The sequence below is a fragment of the Halomonas sp. XH26 genome (assembly GCF_024138895.1).
Classification (GTDB): Bacteria; Pseudomonadota; Gammaproteobacteria; order Pseudomonadales; family Halomonadaceae; genus Vreelandella; species Vreelandella alkaliphila.
The window spans coordinates 547,450-566,493 of the sequence record NZ_CP071889.1 but is presented as its reverse complement, the minus strand read 5'-3'; the positions used below and the strand labels follow the sequence as shown (position 1 = coordinate 566,493).

22 protein-coding genes are annotated in these 19,044 nt (G+C 54.3%); 12 read left to right on the top strand and 10 right to left on the bottom strand.

Annotation, left to right across the window (positions count from 1 at the left end; genetic code table 11):
• The first annotated feature begins 18 nt into the window (after window positions 1–18).
• From J4377_RS02660 to slmA, 3 genes are all read left to right on the top strand, one after another.
• Entirely contained in the window at window positions 19–1,401 is a 1,383-nt protein-coding gene (locus tag J4377_RS02660) for a phosphomannomutase/phosphoglucomutase (RefSeq protein WP_253486538.1), read from the top strand.
• Window positions 1,402–1,568: 167 nt separating this feature from the next.
• A complete protein-coding gene (gene argB, locus J4377_RS02655; RefSeq protein WP_009724121.1) occupies window positions 1,569–2,468 on the top strand; it encodes an acetylglutamate kinase in 900 nt (299 codons plus the stop codon).
• A 21-nt stretch (window positions 2,469–2,489) separates the two neighbouring features.
• The gene (slmA, locus tag J4377_RS02650) at window positions 2,490–3,098 is read left to right on the top strand and encodes a nucleoid occlusion factor SlmA (protein ID WP_095602789.1); all 609 of its coding nucleotides are present in this window, start codon (window positions 2,490–2,492) and stop codon (window positions 3,096–3,098) included.
• Window positions 3,099–3,192: 94 nt separating this feature from the next.
• Here the strand turns inward: slmA and rpoH are convergent, their stop codons facing one another.
• From rpoH to ftsY, 4 genes are all read right to left on the bottom strand, one after another.
• The gene (rpoH, locus tag J4377_RS02645) at window positions 3,193–4,059 is read right to left on the bottom strand and encodes an RNA polymerase sigma factor RpoH (protein ID WP_038481065.1); all 867 of its coding nucleotides are present in this window, start codon (window positions 4,057–4,059) and stop codon (window positions 3,193–3,195) included.
• Window positions 4,060–4,212: 153 nt separating this feature from the next.
• Window positions 4,213–5,253 carry a permease-like cell division protein FtsX gene (gene ftsX, locus J4377_RS02640; RefSeq protein WP_095602790.1) on the bottom strand — a complete coding sequence of 347 codons (1,041 nt, stop codon included), beginning with the start codon at window positions 5,251–5,253 and terminating at the stop codon, window positions 4,213–4,215.
• The gene (gene ftsE, locus J4377_RS02635; protein WP_038481059.1) at window positions 5,250–5,918 is read right to left on the bottom strand and encodes a cell division ATP-binding protein FtsE; all 669 of its coding nucleotides are present in this window, start codon (window positions 5,916–5,918) and stop codon (window positions 5,250–5,252) included. Before ftsE ends, ftsX begins: the two co-directional genes overlap by 4 nt.
• Window positions 5,915–7,270: a signal recognition particle-docking protein FtsY gene (gene ftsY / locus J4377_RS02630; protein ID WP_253486536.1), complete on the bottom strand. Its 1,356-nt coding sequence runs from the start codon at window positions 7,268–7,270 to the stop codon at window positions 5,915–5,917. The genes ftsE and ftsY overlap by 4 nt, the downstream gene beginning before the upstream one ends.
• 90 nt (window positions 7,271–7,360) lie before the next feature.
• Here ftsY and rsmD point away from each other — a divergent pair, with 90 nt between their 5' ends.
• Both rsmD and zapB read left to right on the top strand, forming a co-directional pair.
• Window positions 7,361–7,987, top strand: a complete 627-nt coding sequence (gene rsmD, locus J4377_RS02625) for a 16S rRNA (guanine(966)-N(2))-methyltransferase RsmD (RefSeq protein ID WP_038481054.1) — start codon at window positions 7,361–7,363, stop codon at window positions 7,985–7,987.
• A gap of 107 nt (window positions 7,988–8,094) precedes the next feature.
• Window positions 8,095–8,289, top strand: a complete 195-nt coding sequence (gene zapB, locus J4377_RS02620) for a cell division protein ZapB (protein ID WP_038481051.1) — start codon at window positions 8,095–8,097, stop codon at window positions 8,287–8,289.
• Here the strand turns inward: zapB and J4377_RS02615 are convergent.
• The 5 genes from J4377_RS02615 to J4377_RS02595 form a co-directional block, all read right to left on the bottom strand.
• On the bottom strand, window positions 8,286–8,759 hold the full coding sequence (locus J4377_RS02615) for a GNAT family N-acetyltransferase (protein ID WP_038481048.1): 474 nt from the start codon (window positions 8,757–8,759) through the stop codon (window positions 8,286–8,288). The two genes, zapB and J4377_RS02615, sit on opposite strands and share 4 nt — an antisense overlap.
• Window positions 8,756–9,613 (bottom strand): hypothetical protein, encoded by an 858-nt coding sequence (locus tag J4377_RS02610; protein ID WP_038481044.1) that lies wholly within the window; start codon window positions 9,611–9,613, stop codon window positions 8,756–8,758. The genes J4377_RS02615 and J4377_RS02610 overlap by 4 nt, the downstream gene beginning before the upstream one ends.
• Window positions 9,610–9,918: a BolA family transcriptional regulator gene (locus tag J4377_RS02605; protein WP_038481041.1), complete on the bottom strand. Its 309-nt coding sequence runs from the start codon at window positions 9,916–9,918 to the stop codon at window positions 9,610–9,612. The genes J4377_RS02610 and J4377_RS02605 overlap by 4 nt, the downstream gene beginning before the upstream one ends.
• A 43-nt stretch (window positions 9,919–9,961) precedes the next feature.
• Complete coding sequence (locus J4377_RS02600; protein WP_231658278.1) at window positions 9,962–11,365, bottom strand: MFS transporter; 1,404 nt, start codon at window positions 11,363–11,365, stop codon at window positions 9,962–9,964.
• 88 nt (window positions 11,366–11,453) lie between these two features.
• Complete coding sequence (locus J4377_RS02595) at window positions 11,454–11,840, bottom strand: hypothetical protein (RefSeq protein ID WP_038481035.1); 387 nt, start codon at window positions 11,838–11,840, stop codon at window positions 11,454–11,456.
• 193 nt (window positions 11,841–12,033) lie between these two features.
• On the opposite strand from J4377_RS02595, the gene J4377_RS02590 reads away from it, so the two are divergent.
• The 7 genes from J4377_RS02590 to J4377_RS02560 all read left to right on the top strand — a co-directional run bounded on the left by J4377_RS02590 (window position 12,034) and on the right by J4377_RS02560 (window position 17,511).
• A complete protein-coding gene (locus J4377_RS02590; RefSeq protein WP_038481032.1) occupies window positions 12,034–12,441 on the top strand; it encodes a DUF2170 family protein in 408 nt (135 codons plus the stop codon).
• 121 nt (window positions 12,442–12,562) lie between these two features.
• Entirely contained in the window at window positions 12,563–13,258 is a 696-nt protein-coding gene (locus J4377_RS02585) for a PspA/IM30 family protein (RefSeq protein ID WP_038481028.1), read from the top strand.
• Between the two features lie 46 nt (window positions 13,259–13,304).
• Window positions 13,305–14,351, top strand: a complete 1,047-nt coding sequence (locus J4377_RS02580) for an ion channel (RefSeq protein ID WP_253486534.1) — start codon at window positions 13,305–13,307, stop codon at window positions 14,349–14,351.
• 30 nt (window positions 14,352–14,381) lie between these two features.
• Window positions 14,382–15,125 carry a DUF2491 family protein gene (locus J4377_RS02575; protein WP_038481022.1) on the top strand — a complete coding sequence of 248 codons (744 nt, stop codon included), beginning with the start codon at window positions 14,382–14,384 and terminating at the stop codon, window positions 15,123–15,125.
• Window positions 15,126–15,220: 95 nt separating this feature from the next.
• On the top strand, window positions 15,221–15,643 hold the full coding sequence (locus J4377_RS02570; RefSeq protein ID WP_009724104.1) for a DUF350 domain-containing protein: 423 nt from the start codon (window positions 15,221–15,223) through the stop codon (window positions 15,641–15,643).
• Window positions 15,644–15,655: 12 nt separating this feature from the next.
• Window positions 15,656–16,261 carry a DUF1190 domain-containing protein gene (locus J4377_RS02565; protein ID WP_120385822.1) on the top strand — a complete coding sequence of 202 codons (606 nt, stop codon included), beginning with the start codon at window positions 15,656–15,658 and terminating at the stop codon, window positions 16,259–16,261.
• Between the two features lie 62 nt (window positions 16,262–16,323).
• Window positions 16,324–17,511 (top strand): glutathionylspermidine synthase family protein, encoded by a 1,188-nt coding sequence (locus tag J4377_RS02560; RefSeq protein WP_253486532.1) that lies wholly within the window; start codon window positions 16,324–16,326, stop codon window positions 17,509–17,511.
• A 12-nt stretch (window positions 17,512–17,523) separates the two neighbouring features.
• Here the strand turns inward: J4377_RS02560 and lysS are convergent, their stop codons facing one another.
• Window positions 17,524–19,038 (bottom strand): lysine--tRNA ligase, encoded by a 1,515-nt coding sequence (gene lysS, locus J4377_RS02555; protein ID WP_038481011.1) that lies wholly within the window; start codon window positions 19,036–19,038, stop codon window positions 17,524–17,526.
• Between the last annotated feature and the right edge of the window lie 6 nt (window positions 19,039–19,044).

Here is a 19,044-nt window from a genome sequence, read left to right as displayed (position 1 = left end):
GCATATCTAGGAGCGACAATGAACGTACCTGCGTCGATATTTCGTGCTTACGACATTCGCGGCATTGTGGGCGATACGCTGAGCGAGGCCACCACCGAACTCATTGGCCGAGCTATTGGTTCTGAAGCCGCCGCTCGAGGCGAGCAAACGGTCATTGTTGCCCGTGATGGACGACTTTCCGGGCCCCACCTGCAAGCAGCGCTGATTCGCGGCCTAACAGCCTCAGGACGAGACGTTATAGACATCGGCATGGTGCCTACCCCCGTGCTTTATTTCGCCACCCACACACTGCCTGAAAGCTGCTCTGGGGTAATGCTAACCGGCAGTCACAATCCACCTGACTACAACGGCTTCAAAATCGTCTTAGCGGGTGAAACGCTCTCCGGTGATGCTATCACCGCCCTCTATGAGCGCATCCAAGCAAACGACCTAACCAGCGGCCAAGGCAGTGTTCGCCAGCACGACCTACGCACGGCGTATCTTGAAAGAATTATTAACGACATCCATATCGAGCGCCCACTGAGCGCAGTTGTGGATTGTGGCAACGGGGTCGCCGGAGAGTTGGGCCCGCAGCTTATTGAGCGCCTGGGGGTAAAAACCACCCCATTATTCGCCGACATTGATGGGCACTTCCCGAACCACCACCCCGACCCAGGCAAACCTGAAAACCTACGCGACTTGATCCACAGCGTTAAGGAAACAGGTGCCGATATTGGCTTGGCTTTTGACGGCGACGGCGACCGTTTAGGCGTTGTCACGCCAAGTGGCCGTATGATCTACCCTGACCACCTACTGATGGTATTTGCAGCTGATATGCTGTCACGCACCCCCGGTGCCAAGGTGATCTTCGACATCAAATGCACGGGTAACCTGGCGCGAGTTATTAGCGACGCTGGCGGCGAGCCTGAAATGTGGCGCACCGGGCATTCACTAATCAAGGCACGCATGCGGGAAACCGGCGCTGAACTGGGCGGTGAAATGAGCGGGCATATTTTCTTCAAGGAGCGCTGGTATGGCTTTGACGACGGCCTCTACGCCGCGGCCCGCTTGCTTGAAATTCTAGCCCGCCACCCCGGCAGTGCCGATGAACTGTTTGATCAATTTCCACAAGATATCAGCACGCCTGAAATTAATATCGCGGTCGCTGATGAAGAAAAATTTCCGCTTATCAAGAAGCTTGCTAGAGAGGGCGACTTCGGCGAAGGTATCAAAACCACGATTGATGGCATTCGCGTGGACTATGCCGATGGCTGGGGACTGTGCCGAGCCTCTAACACCACTCCTGCGCTAGTACTGCGCTTTGAGGGTAGCGATGCCGCGGCACTTAGCCGAATAAAACAGCGCTTTGCCAATGCGCTGGAGAAAATTTCACCAACGCTGATGATTCCTGAACCTCAATAACGTGGATAGATACGACAGGGTGAACAGAAGAAAAGTGATTGTGCCAATCGAATGCGCGACACAATAAGAATGCTAGACAACACGCCGCATGGAAAAGCCAATGCTCGCGCTGTAATAACGGTCGCGATAAAAAAGTAGCGACGGAAAAAATCAAAAGGGACAACGTCATGAGTTCAACTAGCCGCGACCCTCAGGTCGTTGTGGAGGTATTGTCAGAAGCCCTCCCCTACATCCAGCAGTTTTCGGGCAAAACGGTCGTCGTTAAATATGGCGGCAACGCCATGACTGAAGACACCTTGATCGATTCATTCGCGCGTAACATCGTGCTAATGAAAGAGGTCGGTATTAACCCGGTTGTCGTCCATGGGGGCGGGCCACAAATTGGCAGCCTGCTAGAAAAACTGAATATCGAATCTCGCTTTGTGAACGGCATGCGAGTGACCGACTCTCAAACCATGGACGTCGTGGAGATGGTTCTAGGGGGCTTAGTCAATAAAAGCATTGTTAATCTAATCAATCAAAGCGGCGGCAAAGCCATTGGTTTAACCGGCAAAGATGGCGCGCAAATTCGTGCCCGCCAACTAAAAGTAGAGCACCAAAGTCCTGAGATGACCGCACCGGAAATTATCGACATTGGCCACGTAGGTGAAGTGGAGTCTATCTCCACCGACCTCATTGAGATGCTCGCCGCCAGAGACTTCATTCCGGTAATAGCACCTATCGGCGTTGACGGTGAAGGCCACAGCTATAACATCAACGCCGACTTGGTGGCAGGCAAACTGGCCGAGGCACTCAACGCTGAAAAACTGATGCTATTGACCAACGTCGCGGGCCTGATGAACAGTGAGGGAGAGGTATTAACTGGACTAAGCACTGCTCAAGTTGACGCCTTAATCGCCGACGGCACGATTTATGGTGGCATGTTGCCAAAAATACGTTGTGCACTAGATGCAGTAAAAGGCGGCGTTAACAGCGCCCACATTATCGACGGCCGCGTTCCCCATGCGGTCTTGCTGGAAATCTTTACCAATGCTGGGGTAGGCACCCTGATTACTGACGCAGGTTAACCGCGACGGAGGGCTAACGTCATGAGTGACGAACAAAAACCTCGCCGCCGCGAGCAAATCCTGCAAGCGTTAGCCGTTATGCTGGAAGAGGATAGCGGCAAGCGCATTACAACCGCTGCGCTTGCCCGCCAGGTTGGCGTCTCAGAAGCAGCGCTGTACCGGCATTTCCCCAGCAAAGCGCGCATGTTTGAGGGGCTGATCGACTTCATTGAAGAAAGCATCTTTGCGCGCATTACCCGCATCCTAGAAGATATCCCCGATGCGGCGTCTCGATGCGGCACTATTCTGGCTTTGCTTCTCGGCTTTGCCGAAAAGAACCCAGGGCTTGCCAGGGTACTGGGAGGCGATGTACTTACTGGCGAAACGGCCCGGCTGCGCCAGCGCGTTCACCAACTGTTTGAGCGCTTGGAAACCCAGTTAAAACAGATACTGCGGGAAGCTGAGCTGCGCGAAGGGCTACGCACCAGCATATCCGCTTCAGCAGCAGCCAACCTGCTGATCGCTCAGGCTGAAGGGCGTATTTCTCAGTATGTGCGCAGTGATTTCAAGCGCTTGCCGACCGAGTACTGGGAAGACCAATGGGCGCTGCTGTCTAGCCAGCTGTTACGAGCAGCCGTACAACCAGCTTAGGTAGCGGTGACACAACATGCACGCCCAATAAAAACGCCCCGAAGGCAGAGCCTTCGGGGCGTTTATCTTATGCTTAACCAATATGTGTACGTGATTAAGCAGCGATAGCTTCGCCCATTTTTTGGCGCAGTTTTTTCATCGCATTCTTTTCGAGCTGGCGAATGCGCTCAGCGCTGACGCCATAAACATCGGCCAGATCGTGCAGTGTCGCTTTGTTGTCAGTGAGCCAGCGACGCTGCAAGATATCCCGCGAACGCTCATCAAGGCCTTTCAAGGCTAGCTGTAAGCGACGCGTTGAATCTTCCTCAAAGTTGCTGTCTTCCAGCAGCGTTGCCGGATCAGCGGAAGCGTCATCTAAAAAATACGCCGGCGCTTGATAGGTGCTCTCTTCGTCGTCGCTAGGAGACGCATCAAAACCCGCATCGTAAGCCGACAGACGTCCTTCCATATCGCGCACTACTTCTGGCTTTACGTTGAGGTCTTCCGCAATCGCGTTAACTTCATCGTTGTTTAGCCAAGCTAAGCGTTTTTTGGCGCTACGCAGGTTAAAAAACAGCTTGCGCTGAGCTTTGGTGGTTGCAATTTTGACAATACGCCAATTGCGCAGCACAAACTCGTGAATTTCCGCTTTGATCCAATGCACGGCAAATGATACCAAGCGAACGCCCTGATTAGGGTCGAAACGCTTAACGGCTTTCATCAGACCGACGTTACCTTCTTGAATCAGGTCAGCCTGTGGCAGACCATAACCCGAGTAACTACGAGCAATATGCACAACAAAACGCAGGTGCGATAGCACCAAACGGCGTGCTGCTTCCAAGTCACCTTCATCGTGGAGGCGGAATGCAAGCTCACGCTCTTCATCAACGCTTAGTACGGGGATGCCGTTAACCGCTTGAATATAGCCGCCCAGATCGTGACCTGGAGAAAGCTGACCCACCGGTAGAAGACTAGTGCTCATGTGCAGGTGGTCTCCCTTAAAACCTATCGTGGTTGGTGTTCCGTTAACTCTAAGACCTTAGCCTAAGCATAAGGTTCAAATGACCGATGCATTCACTGCATAAGACACAAAACGGGGTGGAAATTCCCGCTACTGACCGCATAACAAACATAATCAACGCGGGCGTATGCTAGAGAGATGGCGTGTAACAGCCAACCAAGCTCCCAGCCAGCCCAGTAGTGTACTGCAAGATAGCAGAATTGTAGAGCCTGTCACATCTAACTGCGGCAACACAAAGTTCGCTCCGTAGCTTGCCGCCAAGGCGGCAACAGGCATCGACAGCCAGTGGTTGCCAAATGCCAGCAATCCCAGCGCCAGCAGACCGCCCCCCACGCCGTACCAAGCCCCACTATAGAGGAAGGGTCGACGGACAAAGGCATGGGTCGCGCCAATGAGCATCACTACTTCGATTTCTCGTCGTCGGCTCTCAACCGAAAGACGGATAGTGTTGCCCACCACTAGCAGCACACCACAGCCGAACAACACCCCAAGCGCGAGCGCCACCCGTCGCCCAAGATCCGCCAAATGACGTAAACGCTCTACCCACGCCAAATCCACGCGCACCTCGTCTACCCCAGAGAACTCCTCCAAGCGCTGTGCCAGTTGTGCCATAGCTGCAGGTTCAACGCTCTGTGGATAAATCACAATACTGGCCGGCAGTGGATTATCTTCCAGCCCTGCCAGGGTATCTTCAATACCAAGGGACTGCTGAAACTCAACCATACCTTGCTCGGCACTGATAATGCGGGTCGTTTCGACACCTTCGTCCGCGATGACAGCCTCCTCAATGCGAACGGACTGTGCAGCGTCTACGGTCGTTTCCAAATAAACGGTGAGGGTTGCACTCTCATCCAGTTCTGCGTCTAGCAGCTTAGCGCTGTCCAAGGTTAACCAAAGCGCCGCAGGCAAGACTAACGCAATGGCGATGGCCAGCATGGTTAGCAAATTACCCACAGGATGACGTACCAGGCGATAAAGGCTATCCAGTGCCATTGCACGATGATGGCGTCCCCAGGCGCGTAAGCGGCTGCTAAAACGTGTTTGCTGTGAACGTGCGCCACGCCGCTCGGCGTGTGGCTCACTGGGAGTTCTGGCCGATTGTCGCTTACCTTTGGGCGCTGCGCCTATAGGACGGGGTGTGGCGGCACGTTTCATACGGCCCCCTCATCTGCCACCAGACGACCATCTTGCAAACGCAAAATGCGGTGACGTAGTCGCGCAATCAGCGCTAAGTCGTGACTGGCAATCATCACGGTGGTGCCAATACGGTTGAAGTCTTCAAACAGCGCCATAATATCGGCAGAAAGCTGTGGGTCTAAGTTACCGGTAGGTTCATCAGCAAGCAGCAGAGCTGGCTTATTAACCACTGCGCGCGCAATGCCCACTCGCTGCTGCTCGCCACCGGAAAGCTCTACTGGCAGCGCTTTTTCGCGGTGTAAAAGCCCGACCTTATCCAGTGCTGCACGAACGCGCCGCGCCGTTTCACGCGGCTCTACCCCCTGGATTTCTAGCGGCAGAGATACATTGCGGAACACACTGCGATCAAACAGCAATTGGTGATCTTGAAACACCACGCCAATTTGCCGACGATAAAACGGCACTTGGCTGGCGTGGAGCTCGGCAATGTCGTGCCCAGCCACCACTACCCGGCCACGGCTAGGCTTTTCGAGGCGCATAATTAGTCGCAGCAACGAACTTTTACCAGCACCAGAATGCCCCGTCAGGAACACCATTTCGCCTCTTGCAACGCGAAAGTTGAGGTGTGCCAGCGCATCAAAGCGCCCTCCATAGCGCTTACCCACATGTTCAAAAGCGATCATGCGCGGCCATCATCCCCTTGCCGATCAAACAGCGCGTTAACAAAGTCATCTGCCTCAAAGGGGCGGAGATCATCCAGACCTTCGCCTACACCAATAAAGCGAATCGGTGTTTTTAGCTGCTTCGCCAATGCGAAAATAATCCCGCCCTTGGCGGTACCGTCCAGCTTGGTCAGCGTAATGCCACTGATCGGCACGGCGTCATTAAATGTGCTGGCCTGGGAAATGGCGTTCTGCCCTGTCCCCGCATCCAGCACCAACATCACCTCATGAGGAGCGGTGCTATCCAGCTTCTGCATGACCCGATGAACTTTTTTCAGTTCTTCCATCAGATGACTCTTGTTGTGCAGCCGTCCTGCTGTGTCGGCAATCAGCACATCCACGCCACGTGATTTAGCAGCCGCCACCGCGTCGTAAATCACTGAAGCGCTATCAGCACCAGTATGCTGCGCAATTACCGGCGCGTTGTTACGCTCACCCCACACCTTAAGCTGTTCAACCGCCGCTGCGCGGAAGGTGTCGCCTGCAGCGAGCATGACGCTTTTACCCTCACGTTGAAAACGCTGGGTCAGCTTGCCGATAGTCGTTGTTTTACCTACGCCGTTAACCCCTACCACAAGAATGACAAAAGGCCCTTCACTCTCTTTTTCAAAACTTAGCGGCGTCGCTACCGGCGCCAGCATCAACGCCAACTCTTCTTGCAACCCGCGATAAAGCGCTTCTGGGTTATTCAGTTCTTTGCGCGAAACGCGCGCTTCAAGGCGCTCAATAATCTCGCTAGTGGCTTCAATGCCTACATCCGCCATCAGCAGCTGGGTCTCAAGATCTTCCAACAGCTCATCATCAATCTGCTTTTTGCCCAGAAACAGATCGGCAATACCGTCAGTTAGATTGGCGCGGGTTTTGCCTAACCCTGACTTAATACGAGCGAACCAGCCTCTCTTTTCGCCTTTTTCGGCCACGGGCTTCTCTTGAAGGGCCGGTTTAGGGGCAGATATTGTGGCCGGTTCTGGTTCTGGTTCTGGTTCTGGTTCTGGTTCTGGTTCTGGTTCTGGTTCTGGTTCTGGTTCTGGTTCTGGTGAAGAGGCTAGCTCAGGCGCTAGTTCTGATTCACTTGTTTGTGACTTTTCAGCGGTTTCTTCAACGGATGTACTGTGTTCCGCTGGCTCGGTTCCAGGCACTGACGTTTCTTGCACAACAGCTTCCGCCGTTGGCAAGGCCTGCTCTGTTTTATGCTCTAGCGCTGACTCTTTGGTAGCCTCTACTTCGCCATGCTCCTCCTGAGACAGCGCCTGCTGATCTTGCTGCTCCTGTTGGGAGTCGTGCTTTTTCTTACGTTTGAAAAAACCGAACATAGGTGTCATCCGACTAAATAGGTGAACATTGCGATTATCCTACCATCGCAGACCAAGACTTTGGATAAGTAGCCCGCTACAATCCGCGTTATGAAACGACAACGCTCTTCTCGCCCTTCTACTTCTCGCTCATCGACAGCGCGGCGCGGGCCTGCCAAACCGCCGGGTAAGCTACGCATCATCGGCGGCGACTTTCGCCGCCGTCAGTTGCCTGTACTCGACCACCCAGGGCTACGGCCCACCCCTGATCGCGTGCGTGAGACCCTATTCAACTGGCTAGGCCAACACCTGTTTGGCAAACAAGTGCTGGACCTCTTTGCAGGCACAGGAGCACTAGGCTTTGAAGCCCTTTCCCGCGGCGCCAGCAACGTTACGTTTGTCGAGCGCGATTCCCGGGTAGCCGCGCTAATTAGTGAAAATATTATCACCCTTAGCACCAGTAATGGCCGAGTGGTATCTACCGATGCACTCGCTTTTCTCAACCAACCCTGCCAACAGCCTGCGGATGTCGTCTTTCTTGATCCACCGTTTCATCAAGGCTTAGCCGCTTCCTGCTGTTCCGCATTAGAAACCGGCGGCTGGCTTGCAGACGATGCCATGATCTACCTGGAAACTGAAAAGTCCCTATCTCCAAGCGTGCCCACTAACTGGCAGCTTTATCGGGAAACCCAGGCGGGCGAAAGTGCGGCTCGCCTCTATCTTCGTAAACCCGTGTAAACTGCGCTTGCCGCAATCCTGCAGCGGCGTTACGCTCGCCCAACTGAATTACGTTTTTGTCCCCGTTATGACAGGTAGTGTGCCTGTCGACGTTATTGGAGGTAGGCATGAGCCTTGAGTTATTTAACCAGCTGGAACAAAAAATTACCGACACCGTTGAGGCGTTGGAATTGATGAAGCTTGAAAACGAAGAGCTGCGTGGCGAAAACGCGCTGCTAAAGCAAGAACGTGAGGAGTGGGAGCGCCGTTTACAGGGTGTACTCAGCAAATTTGAAGACATCGAAAGCGATAGCGTGTCTTAAAGTAAGCGCGACATCAGTAACGCATCTTCTCGCCCGGCGGCACCCTGTGCAGCCGGGTAGTAACCTCGGCGCCGACCATCTTCATTAAACTCGTAGTGCTGATAAAGCGTTATCGCACGTCGGTTACTTGCCCGCACTTCAAGCAGTAAGCGTTCGCTTTGCCACTGCCTAGCACAGGCGACCACTGCGCCAAGTAGCTTGCCACCGATTCCCTGGCCTTGCTGCTGTGGAAGCACTCCAATCGCTTGAAGCTCTGCCTCAAATGGCAAACGCACCACGATGGCATAACCAAGCAGCACACCGCCAACGGACACATGGCCAACCGAAGCTGATGGTTGCCAGTAACCAATCACCTGTGAATTAGGGTCGTTTAGCGCGTCATGGAGATGCTGCGAACTTATGCCACTGTTAGCTTGCGCTTCTAACGCCTGTAACGCAGCACTGTCAGCAACGCTTAATGGGCTTATCACCGGGTGGCAACCTCAGCACGCCACTGCTGACCAAGCGACACCAGCGCGGGCCAAAGCTTACGCTTGGCACTCCCGTGCTCGGCAAGTGTCCTCAATGCAGGGCCCTGCCACACGGGCAGCGACAACGTTTGGCTGCGTTGCTGGCTAACATCCATGACCCGCGCTAAGGGGGAATCATCGGCTAGTTCATCAGTTCCCCACCACAACAGGCGTTCCAACTGCCAGCCCTGCCTACCCGCCGCGCCAGCAATAAAGGCAGCCACTCCGTCTTGCGCTTCTTCCAGCGGCTCCTCCGGCGTGAACGTATTGGCCATTGGCGGCCATTTAAAATACGTCACCGCGGGCATTTCACCGCTCAACACGCCTGCTGCCCGCAGCATATTAGCCAGCAGTTGCTGTTCAATAGGCGTTATTTCTCCCTCATGAAGGCTTAACCAGCGCCCACCAACACACATACAGGAAAGACTGAACGTAAGCGGCTCAACTTTGCTAACCGGCTTTTTTTCCTGCGTAGAATTTTCCAGTGTAGAAGCAACGGGGGCGTCGGCTGGCTTACTGGCAGGAACAGGAGGTTGGCCCAGCAGCGCGCGCACTGCCGCCGGGGCCGAAGAGGATGCCGATGCCGTGTGAGTGGCAACGGGAGCACTATCACCTTTCGGTGACTGATTACGCGGGCGAGGTGCAGGTGCATCGTCCAATAGCGCGTGAAGGCGCTCTCGCGGCGGAGTAACAGCAGGCGCATCTTCCCATTCGCACGCCTCCGTAGGTCGTGCGTTAGGCAGTTGATATTTGGCTGCCCAGGCTGTTATGCCCATTGCATCCAAATACTGCCGGCGAATAACGTCTGGCGTCACTGGCCGCCGCCCCGACAGTTAGGCGAATTCGGGCGCTCGCCGCCACGTGTCTGCCACTCTTTTGGGGTGTACAGATGCAACGCCAATGCATGCACGGGCCCAGACAGCTCATCGGCGAGCAGCGCATAAATCTGCTGATGGCGCTTCACCGGCATGATGCCATCGAAGCTATCGCTTACCAGGGTGACTTTAAAGTGCGTCTCAGCGTTAGCCGGCACGTTGTGCATGTGGCTTTCATTTTCTACGTGCAGCACGTCGGGCGTTAACGCCGCTAACTTCTGCTCAATCTGTGTCTGCATCGCCATGAGTACTTTCTCCTTCAATCAGCAACCAATTTATTGTACGCCCTTACTTGCTAACAGACGATGCCCGCCGCTCAATGAGAGCACGCTGGGCTAACGCCACCCGGGAAAGACTAGCCACCAGCGCTAGCAGCGTGGTGCCAGCCCCCAGCCATAGGGTTATCTGTACAGGTGAACCCAACGCCAAGGCCGCCCCTACCAATGCCACCCCAACTGATTGTCCAACAGTACGGGTAGTGCTCATCACGCCGGATACATTAGCGCTTCGCTCAGGCGGAAGACTGCCCATCATTTCGCGGTTGTTAGGTGGCTGAAACAGACCAAAGCCGATGCCACACAAGGCGGTGCGCCACAGACTGCCTGCCACGCCGGTAGATTCATCAACGAGTGCTAGCGCTACTAATCCCATAATCAGCAGTATTAAGCCTGCGCTTGAAAGAAGACTCGGGTTGATTCTGTCAGCTAAACGACCCGCTAGGGGGCCAACCACCATAATCGCTAACGGCCAAGGGGTGAACAGCCAAGCTGTCTCCAGTGGCGAGAATCCCATCTGCTCCTGATAAAAAAACGACAGCGCAACAAACGTTAACCCCTGACCGATAAAGGCCAACCCTGACGCTGAAACAGCCAGCGTAAAGCGTTTTTCAGCAAATATACTCAGCGGCAGCAGCGGATAAGGCGCGTGACGCTGGCGTCTAATAAACAGCGCGCAAGCCAGCACCGCTATCACCGACCAGCCACCGCTTTGCCATAGCGGTGCGGCATGGCCGACTGCATCCATTGCGAGAAAGAAACTGGCTAGCATCAACATAGACAGCAGTGCACCCAGCACATCAAAGCTGCCCCGGCGTGGTTTATCTCGGGGCAACGCACGACTAGCCAACCATAGCGAACACACACCAAGCGGAACATTAAGCGCAAACAACCAGGGCCAGTCGGCAAACGAGAGGATGACGCCGCTCAACGTTGGGCCAGCTGCATAGCCACCGGCCACCACTAACGCGCTAAGGCCTAAAGCGCTACCCAATAGACGTGACGGAAAAATTGCCCGATACAGCGACGGACCGATGGACAGCGTGGCCGCTGCCCCCAACCCCTGCAAGGCGCGAAATATCAGTAGCGTTTCTAGATTACGCGAAAGCGCCGCCCCTAACGCCGCGAAAACGAAGGTGGCCAAACCAAATAAATAGAGCCGCCTGCGGGTGATCAGCTCACTTATGCCTGCGAACACTAATAAGAACGCCGCGCAGACCACTTGGAATAAATTGGTGATCCATACCGCTCTGGAGGCAGGCACATTAAGATCTGCGGCAATCGTCGGGAGGGCCAAATTAATCATGGTGGTGTCGACTACCGCCATTAGCGTGCCGGTGACGAGTGCCAGTACGGCAAGCGCGCGCGCGGGTCCTGGCAAACCATCGTCACCCGCCCGAGTTTCAAACAATCGCATGGTGGTTCGTTCCTAAACTGCACCATTAAAAACAATAAAACCGGCCTGGGCCGGTTCCACAATACGCATACATCAAGATGGCAATGCGCTAGTCTTGCTCATTGTCGAGCAGGAGTGCGTCATCAACCTCAGAAATTTCAAGTGCGGTTTCGTCGTCAAGATCAATCGCAAGGTAGCTATGTTCAATGCGTAAAAAGTCTTGGAACAGTGACCAATCAAGCTTTTCTGGCCATTGGCGCTCATCCTCTTCCCAGGCACGCAGCTCAGTCTCTAGGATTTCTGCATAGCGCTCACGAACAAAAGTCTCAAGCGCTTCAGGGGTATCCATCTCTGGGATAAGGTACACCGTACTTTCACGTTCGACGTCGTCCAGGGTCAGGTCGTCGTCTCCCATGGTGGGTTCGAGCGCATTGATCCAGTCCACGAAGGTCTGGGTCGGCCTGACGCTCAGGGCAGAGCGATTTAGCAGTTTCATGGGATTCTCCTCGCCGTCGAAACGTTGACCATTATGGGTGCTAACGGATTAGTTTGCCATCGGTGCAGACGCAATATCGATTGATTCGGTAAAATGCTGAAGAATTTTTAGCTAGCAACTCCGTTACTCACCGGCACGGCTGTTACAGTCCTATGTACAGCCCTATGCAGGATAGACCATTAGGATACGCTCAATGAATACACAGACACGACTTGAAGCGATTAAACACAGCGTAGAACAGAACGAGCTAAACTGGCCTAACGCTGACATCACTCTCGACCAAGACAACGATTCGCTGGTGTTTACGCTAAAGGACTACGGCGACTTACCTGTTACCCTGACGCATTGCGAGCAAGAGTGGTTGGTGATGACCGAAGTGGCTCCCACCAGCGCGGTTGAGAATATCCATACCTTCAACGATGCTTTGTTGCGCTTAGGCATGACCCTACCGCTAGTCAGCGTTGGCATCCACACCCTGGGTGACGAAGATTACTATGTGGTCTATGGCCAACTGTTTGCAGATTGCAAACTTGAGGCCATCAGTGCTGAAGTCGAAGCTTGCGCTCAGGCTGCATTGGAAATTGCCGATTTAATCGGTTGATTCAAATACTCACGAGTTAACGTGATCCAGGCACCAGCCAGATATCGCCTGTTGTTAAGTATCACCCTGTTGTAAGCCCCACGCGCAAGCGTCGGATTGGTTCGATTTAAGGAGTTACCCGATGTTACTACGCAAAATGTTTACCGCCCTGCGCGGCAAAGCCACTGAAACCGGCGAAGCGATTGTCGATAGTCAGGGGATTCGTATCATGGAGCAGGAACTGCGTGACGCTAAAACAGCAATGAACCGGGCCAATGAAGAACTCACAACCATCATGGCCAGGCGCAACCTTGCCGCCAAGGAAGTGGATACGCTGTCGGATAAAATGGCAGAGTATGAAAAAAGCGCCATGGCCGCGCTTGAAAAAGGCGAGCAGAGCTTAGCGGAAGAAGTCGCTGGGGAAATTGCCCGCCTGGAAAGCGAGCGCGAAATCGCTCAGGCCAATGTAACCCAATACGATGGCACTATCGAAGCACTGAAATCGACCATCGCTAAATCGAAAAGTGAAATTCGCCGCGTTGAGCAGCAGATGTCCCACGTCAAGGCCACTGAAGCCGCGCAAAAAGCACAGGCTGCCGTGGCATCTCAACATGCTGGCCAAAATGCCAGCATGAACAGCGCCGTTGCCTCCCTTGAGCGTATTAAAGAGCGCCAGGCCCTCCAGGCTGAAAAGCTTAAGATCGGTGAATCAATGCAAGCGCAAGACTCCGGCGCTGACTTGGAAGCGCGCCTTTCCCAGGCAGGTATCGGCAAACAGCAGACGTCAGGAAGCGATGTTCTGGCTCGCCTAAAAGCCAAGCAAAATGCTGGCAATTGAGTGCTAGCGTTATTACTACCGCCTGAACGCAAGGAAGACTGACGCCATGCCAGTGCTACAACGGCTACTAAAAGTTTTAAAAGCCTCTACGATTAACGTCAGTTGGACGTTTCTGTTACTGCTGGCACTGGCACATATGGCAACCTCTTGGCTACTCATAGGGCTCTCTGGCGAAGAGGTTGCCAACTCACTGCCGTTGTGGCTGTATTTTTACGTTGTTACGGCTTCCACCGTGGGCTATGGGGACTTCTCGCCGAGTTCAACTGCTGGGCAACTGATCGCTGTGTTTTACCTGATCCCAGGCGGTATTTCGCTATTTGCTGCCCTGATTGGCAAGGCAACCGTCACGGTGGGCAACTTTTGGAGGCAGCAAATGCAAGGAAAAGGCGATTACAGCGACCTTACTGGCCACACGGTGGTGCTAGGCTGGCATGGAGAAACCACTGAAAAGATCATTGATATTCTCAAAGCTGACCGGCAGCTCCCTGATGAAATCGTGCTGTGTGTCACCAAAGACATCAACAACCCACGTCCGGGCGACTTAAAATTCGTCAAGGGTGATAGCTTCGCCAACATGGAGCTTCTCAAGCGCGCCGGCGTTGAAAACGCCAGCCGTATTATTATCTATGACGGCAGCGATGAACGCGTGGCGACTGTGGCGCTTTCCGCTTATAGCCTAAAGTCTCCTGGCTGCCATATCGTTGCCCACTGCGAAAACCCTAATACCGCAGCGATGTTGCGCCGAACATTGCCGGGCATCGAATGCACCGAGGCCCTGGCACTGGAAATGCTAGTGCGTTCAGCCACCGATGCAGGCATTAGTCGCGTCGTGAATGAGCTGCTCGCCGTAAATCATGGTGCCACTCAATATCAAACGCGGCTGCAAGATATTCCTAAAGGCAGCACATTTGGCCAATTATTCGCCCTAGCCAAGGAAGCGCATAATGCCACCTTGCTCGGCGTCACTTCCGTTAGTGGCGAGGCGAATATGCTCAACCCGCCCTCCACCCGTGAGCTAAGCGACGGCGATGTGCTGTATTACATGGCCTATGATCGTCTGACGCCGGCACATTTTTCATCGCTGCTGGCATGACATCCTACCGTTTCATGGAGGTTCATCACCATGCTTGGTTCACTTAAATCACTGTTTCGTGCCAACAGTAAAGGCGTGCAGCAAAAACATGCCAGCGAAACCGCCCAACGCTCTAGCGGCCTACCCGTCGGAATGACCCCAGACGACTTCAACGGTCTTCGACTTGGCGGTATGGTGTCACTCAATATGCTATCGCTGAAGGCGTTCGACAGCCTGAATTTTGATGCCAGTTGGAGTGGCGCAGCGCAGGAAATAGCCGCGATTGGCGTCGTCGAACTTGGCCAGGGCGAACAGCTCGCGCGCTTTTATCTGGAAAACGACACCTGGATTCAAGCCTCCATTGCTAACGGCAAGGTGTTTGAATACAAACTGTTCGATTTCCTGTCGTCACAACATGTTTCTAATCTTGAATTTGATGGTCTGATCAATCAGCCGGATAGCCAGGCACCCGCTCATCCACTCGGCCAGAGCAGCTTTACGCTGGAAGCAGACGACGACATTCCAGACGACCTTAAACGCTATCAACGCGTATGGGGCGCTGAAAGCAGCGCATGGTCAGCCCCGGTAGTGCTTGAGGAAACGGTGACTCGCGCTAATGGCAGCGGAATTTCCCAAGTCACGCACCACTGCATGCTCTATGAGCGCCAAGATCAGGCCTCAGAGCGCTTTGAATATATCCTACTCAGTGCTGAAGCCGATGAGCTGGAAGGCAGTTATCAATTAGTCACCAGCCTGGGAATCGATATCAGCGCAGTGATTATCGAAGCGCATTGATGGTCACCTGAAAGACTCACTGATCACTATTCCCAGCTTCTGCTCACCACGTACGATTTACCACTCACGACTAACGACTAAAAAAGGAAACGATAATGGGCAATATCGGTATGTACTTGGCAGGCCTGCCAGCGTTTTTCGCCTACCTGATCACCGCCGCCATCCTACTGGTAGCGTTCATGGTCGCGTACAGCAAGATTACCCCGCATCATGAATGGAAGCTGATCCAGGAAGGCAACGCCGCAGCGGCAACCGCTTTTGGCGGCGCTACCTTAGGCTTTACCATACCGCTCTATAGCGCTATGGCGAACAGCGTGAGTTTCATTGATTTTATCGCCTGGGGCATCATCGCCTTTATCGTGCAGATCGTTACCTTCTTTGCCATCAAACTGGTGTTGAAAAGCAAAGGACAGAGCCTTTCCGGACATATTACCGATGGCCACGTCGCATACGGCATTTTCGCGGCAACTATCGCTATCGCGGTTGGCCTGCTCAACGCCGCGTCCATGATCTGGTAAGGGGAGACTCTCATGCAATCATCTAACCAGCCACCGCGCCGCAAGCGCAGTTCTCGGCTAACCCTGGCCTTGATGGGCGCGGCCGGTACAGCCGCGTTAGCCGGCTGTGGGCAGTCATCTCCGCCGCAGGACACTCTATCGGACATCAACTTCTCCGAGCCCAAGGCCTACCAGAACATAGAAGAGTGCGTAGCAGACGAGCTTTACACGCGTACCGCCTGTGAAGCGGCGTTTACGGCAGCCGTTGAAGCGGTTCCGCGCTTTGACTCCTTAGAAGCTTGCGAACAGGTACATGGCGAAGGTGCCTGTGAGCCCCCTCCCCAATCAGCTCAACAGGGGCAAGGTGGCAGTTGGTTTGGTCCCGCGCTGATGGGCTATATGGTTGGCAACATGATGGCCAACCGCAATGGCGCACGGGTACAAAGCCTGTATCAGGAACCGGTCTACCGTACCCGCCAGAATCGCGGCGACTGGAATGCTGCGTCGTCCTCTGCTTCTACACGGGTGGACCAACGTAACCAGGCCTTCCGCTCATCGGTTATGCAGTCCAACCAACGGGCAACTCAACGCTCTGGGTTCGGTTCGCGCTCCAGCGCACGGGGTGGATTTGGCTCCTAAGCTAACCTCCGTTCGCTTACTATCTTTCGACGCACTCACCTGCGCCAGCAAGGAGCCGTTTTATGTTGCGCGTTGCCATTACTGAACGCCCTCAATGGCGCGAACTGGCGCACCAGCTAGGGTTTCACTTCCATACCATAGAAGGGGAGCCCTACTGGACCGAGGATGCCTATTACCAGTTTACGCTGGCCCAGATCGAACAAGACATTGAAGATCCCACCGAGGCGCTACACGAGATGTGTATGGATGCCGTTGACCGGGTCTGCCAGTCTGATGCCCTGCTTCACCAGTTAAATATCCCTGAACAGATGTGGGGTGTTATTCGTGCCTCCTGGCGTAATGGCCAGCCCCACCTCTATGGGCGGATGGATTTTGCCTATAGCGGTAATGGGCCTGCCAAACTGCTAGAGCTTAACTACGATACGCCCACCAGTATTTACGAGGCGGGCTTCTTTCAGTGGCTGTGGCTTGAACAGGTGATCGAACAGCGCCTGCTGCCTGCCCACGCCGATCAATTCAATTCGATTCAAGAACGCATGATTGCTGCTCTCGCCCACATCGGGCAGCGCCTTGAACGCGATCCACCAGCCTCTCCGGCACTGCACTTCGCCTCCATCAAAGCCCATGAGGAAGATCGCGCCACTGTTGCTTACCTGCAGGACTGTGCCCTACAGGCGGGACTGAATGCCCCCTTTATCCATATCGAAGACATCGGCTATCAACCCAACACCGACCACTGCTGTTTTGTTGACCTGGAAAACCGGCCCATCCGCGCACTGTTTAAGCTCTACCCCTGGGAAGAAATGAGCGATGACGCTTTCGGTGAGCTGCTGCCCATGATGCAAACCCACTGGTTCGAGCCTCCGTGGAAAGCCATCCTCAGCAATAAGGGCATCCTGCCGTTGCTATGGCAGTGGCATGAAGGCCATCCCAACCTGTTACCGGCGTATTTTGACACCAGTGATGGCACGTCGCTGACACCCGGCTGGGTGCGCAAACCATTTTTCTCTCGGGAAGGTAGCAATATTGAGCTGATAACCACGAGTGGCCAGTACGAAACCGTTGATGGCCCCTATACCGACAACCCGCGTATTTTGCAGGCCTACCACCCGCTGCCGCGCTTTGGCGAGCGGCATGCCCTGATCGGCAGTTGGGTAGTCGGTGACAAGGCGTGCGGCATTGGTATTCGTGAAGACGTTGGCAAAATCACCAAAGACTCCAGTTGCTTCGTACCGCACGCTATTGTCTAGAGCTTGTCAGCGTTACTCGCTGGCTTCGGGGCGCATCGCTGGGAACAGCAGTACGTCCCGAATAGAGGGGCTGTCGGTAAACAGCATTACTAAACGGTCAATACCAATTCCTTCACCCGCCGTTGGCGGTAAGCCATACTCCAACGCGCGCACGTAGTCGGCGTCAAAATACATCGCTTCCAGATCACCGGCATCTTTTTCGGCGGCCTGTTCGCGGAAGCGTTCAGCCTGATCTTCGGCGTCATTAAGCTCCGAGAAGCCGTTGGCAATTTCTCGGCCACCGACAAAGAACTCAAAACGGTCGGTAACAAACGGGTTAGCATCGTTACGACGCGCCAGCGGGCTAACTTCTGCGGGGTATTCAGTAATGAACGTCGGCTGGTCCAGCTTGTGCTCGGCCACTTCTTCGAAGATCTCGGTCTGAACTTTACCCAGCCCCCAGCTCTCCTTCACTTTAATGCCCAGCTTTTCTGCAACCGCTTGTGCGGCTTCCAGCGTATCCAAATCCGCATCGGTGATGCCGTCGCCATGATCAAGAATCGCTTGGCGTAGTGTTAGGCGTTGGAACGGCTTCCCGAAGTCATAGCTAGCGCCTTGGTACTCGATCGTCGTGGTGCCCAGCACTTCTTGGGCCGCCGTGCGCAGCATGGCTTCGGTCATATCGAGCAGATCACGATAATCCGCGTAGGCCCAATAGAATTCGACCATGGTGAACTCAGGGTTATGTCGCGTAGATAACCCTTCGTTACGGAAATTACGGTTGATTTCAAAAACCTTCTCGAAACCACCCACCACCAGACGCTTGAGGTAAAGCTCTGGTGCAATACGCAGATACATATCAATATCCAGCGCATTATGGTGAGTAATAAATGGCCGCGCTGCCGCACCGCCGGGGATCGGCTGCAGCATCGGCGTTTCAACTTCCATAAAGCCGCGAGCTTCAAAGAAGCGGCGCATGGAGCTGATTACCGCCGCGCGAGTTTCAAATACCTTACGCGACTGCGGGTTCATGATCAGGTCTACGTAGCGCTGGCGATAACGCGCTTCCTGATCGGTCAGGCCGTGGAACTTATCCGGCAGTGGACGCAGGCTCTTGGTCAACAGCTGCGCTTCTACCATCATCACGTACAGGTCGCCCTTACCCGACTTGTGTACTGGGCCACGGGCAGCGACGATATCACCGATATCCCACCCTTTGATGTCCTCAAGCACGTCAGCAGGCAAGCCCTTTTTATCTACGTAGAGCTGGATTTGGCCGGCCACATCTTGGATCACGATAAACGGGCCACGCTTACGCATGACGCGACCAGCCACCGATGCTTGATGATCAAGCGTTTCAAGCTCCGCTTTATCCTTTTCGCCCAGCAGGTTGTGTAGCTCAACCGTGAGGCTGTCACGGCGAAAATCGTTCGGGAAAGCGCTCTTACCTTGCTCAGCGGCGCGCTCACGGCGAGCCGCGAGCTTGGCACGGCGCTCGGCGATTAGGTGGTTTTCGTTATCGAGAGAAGACGCGTCTTGGTTAGCCATCGGGCA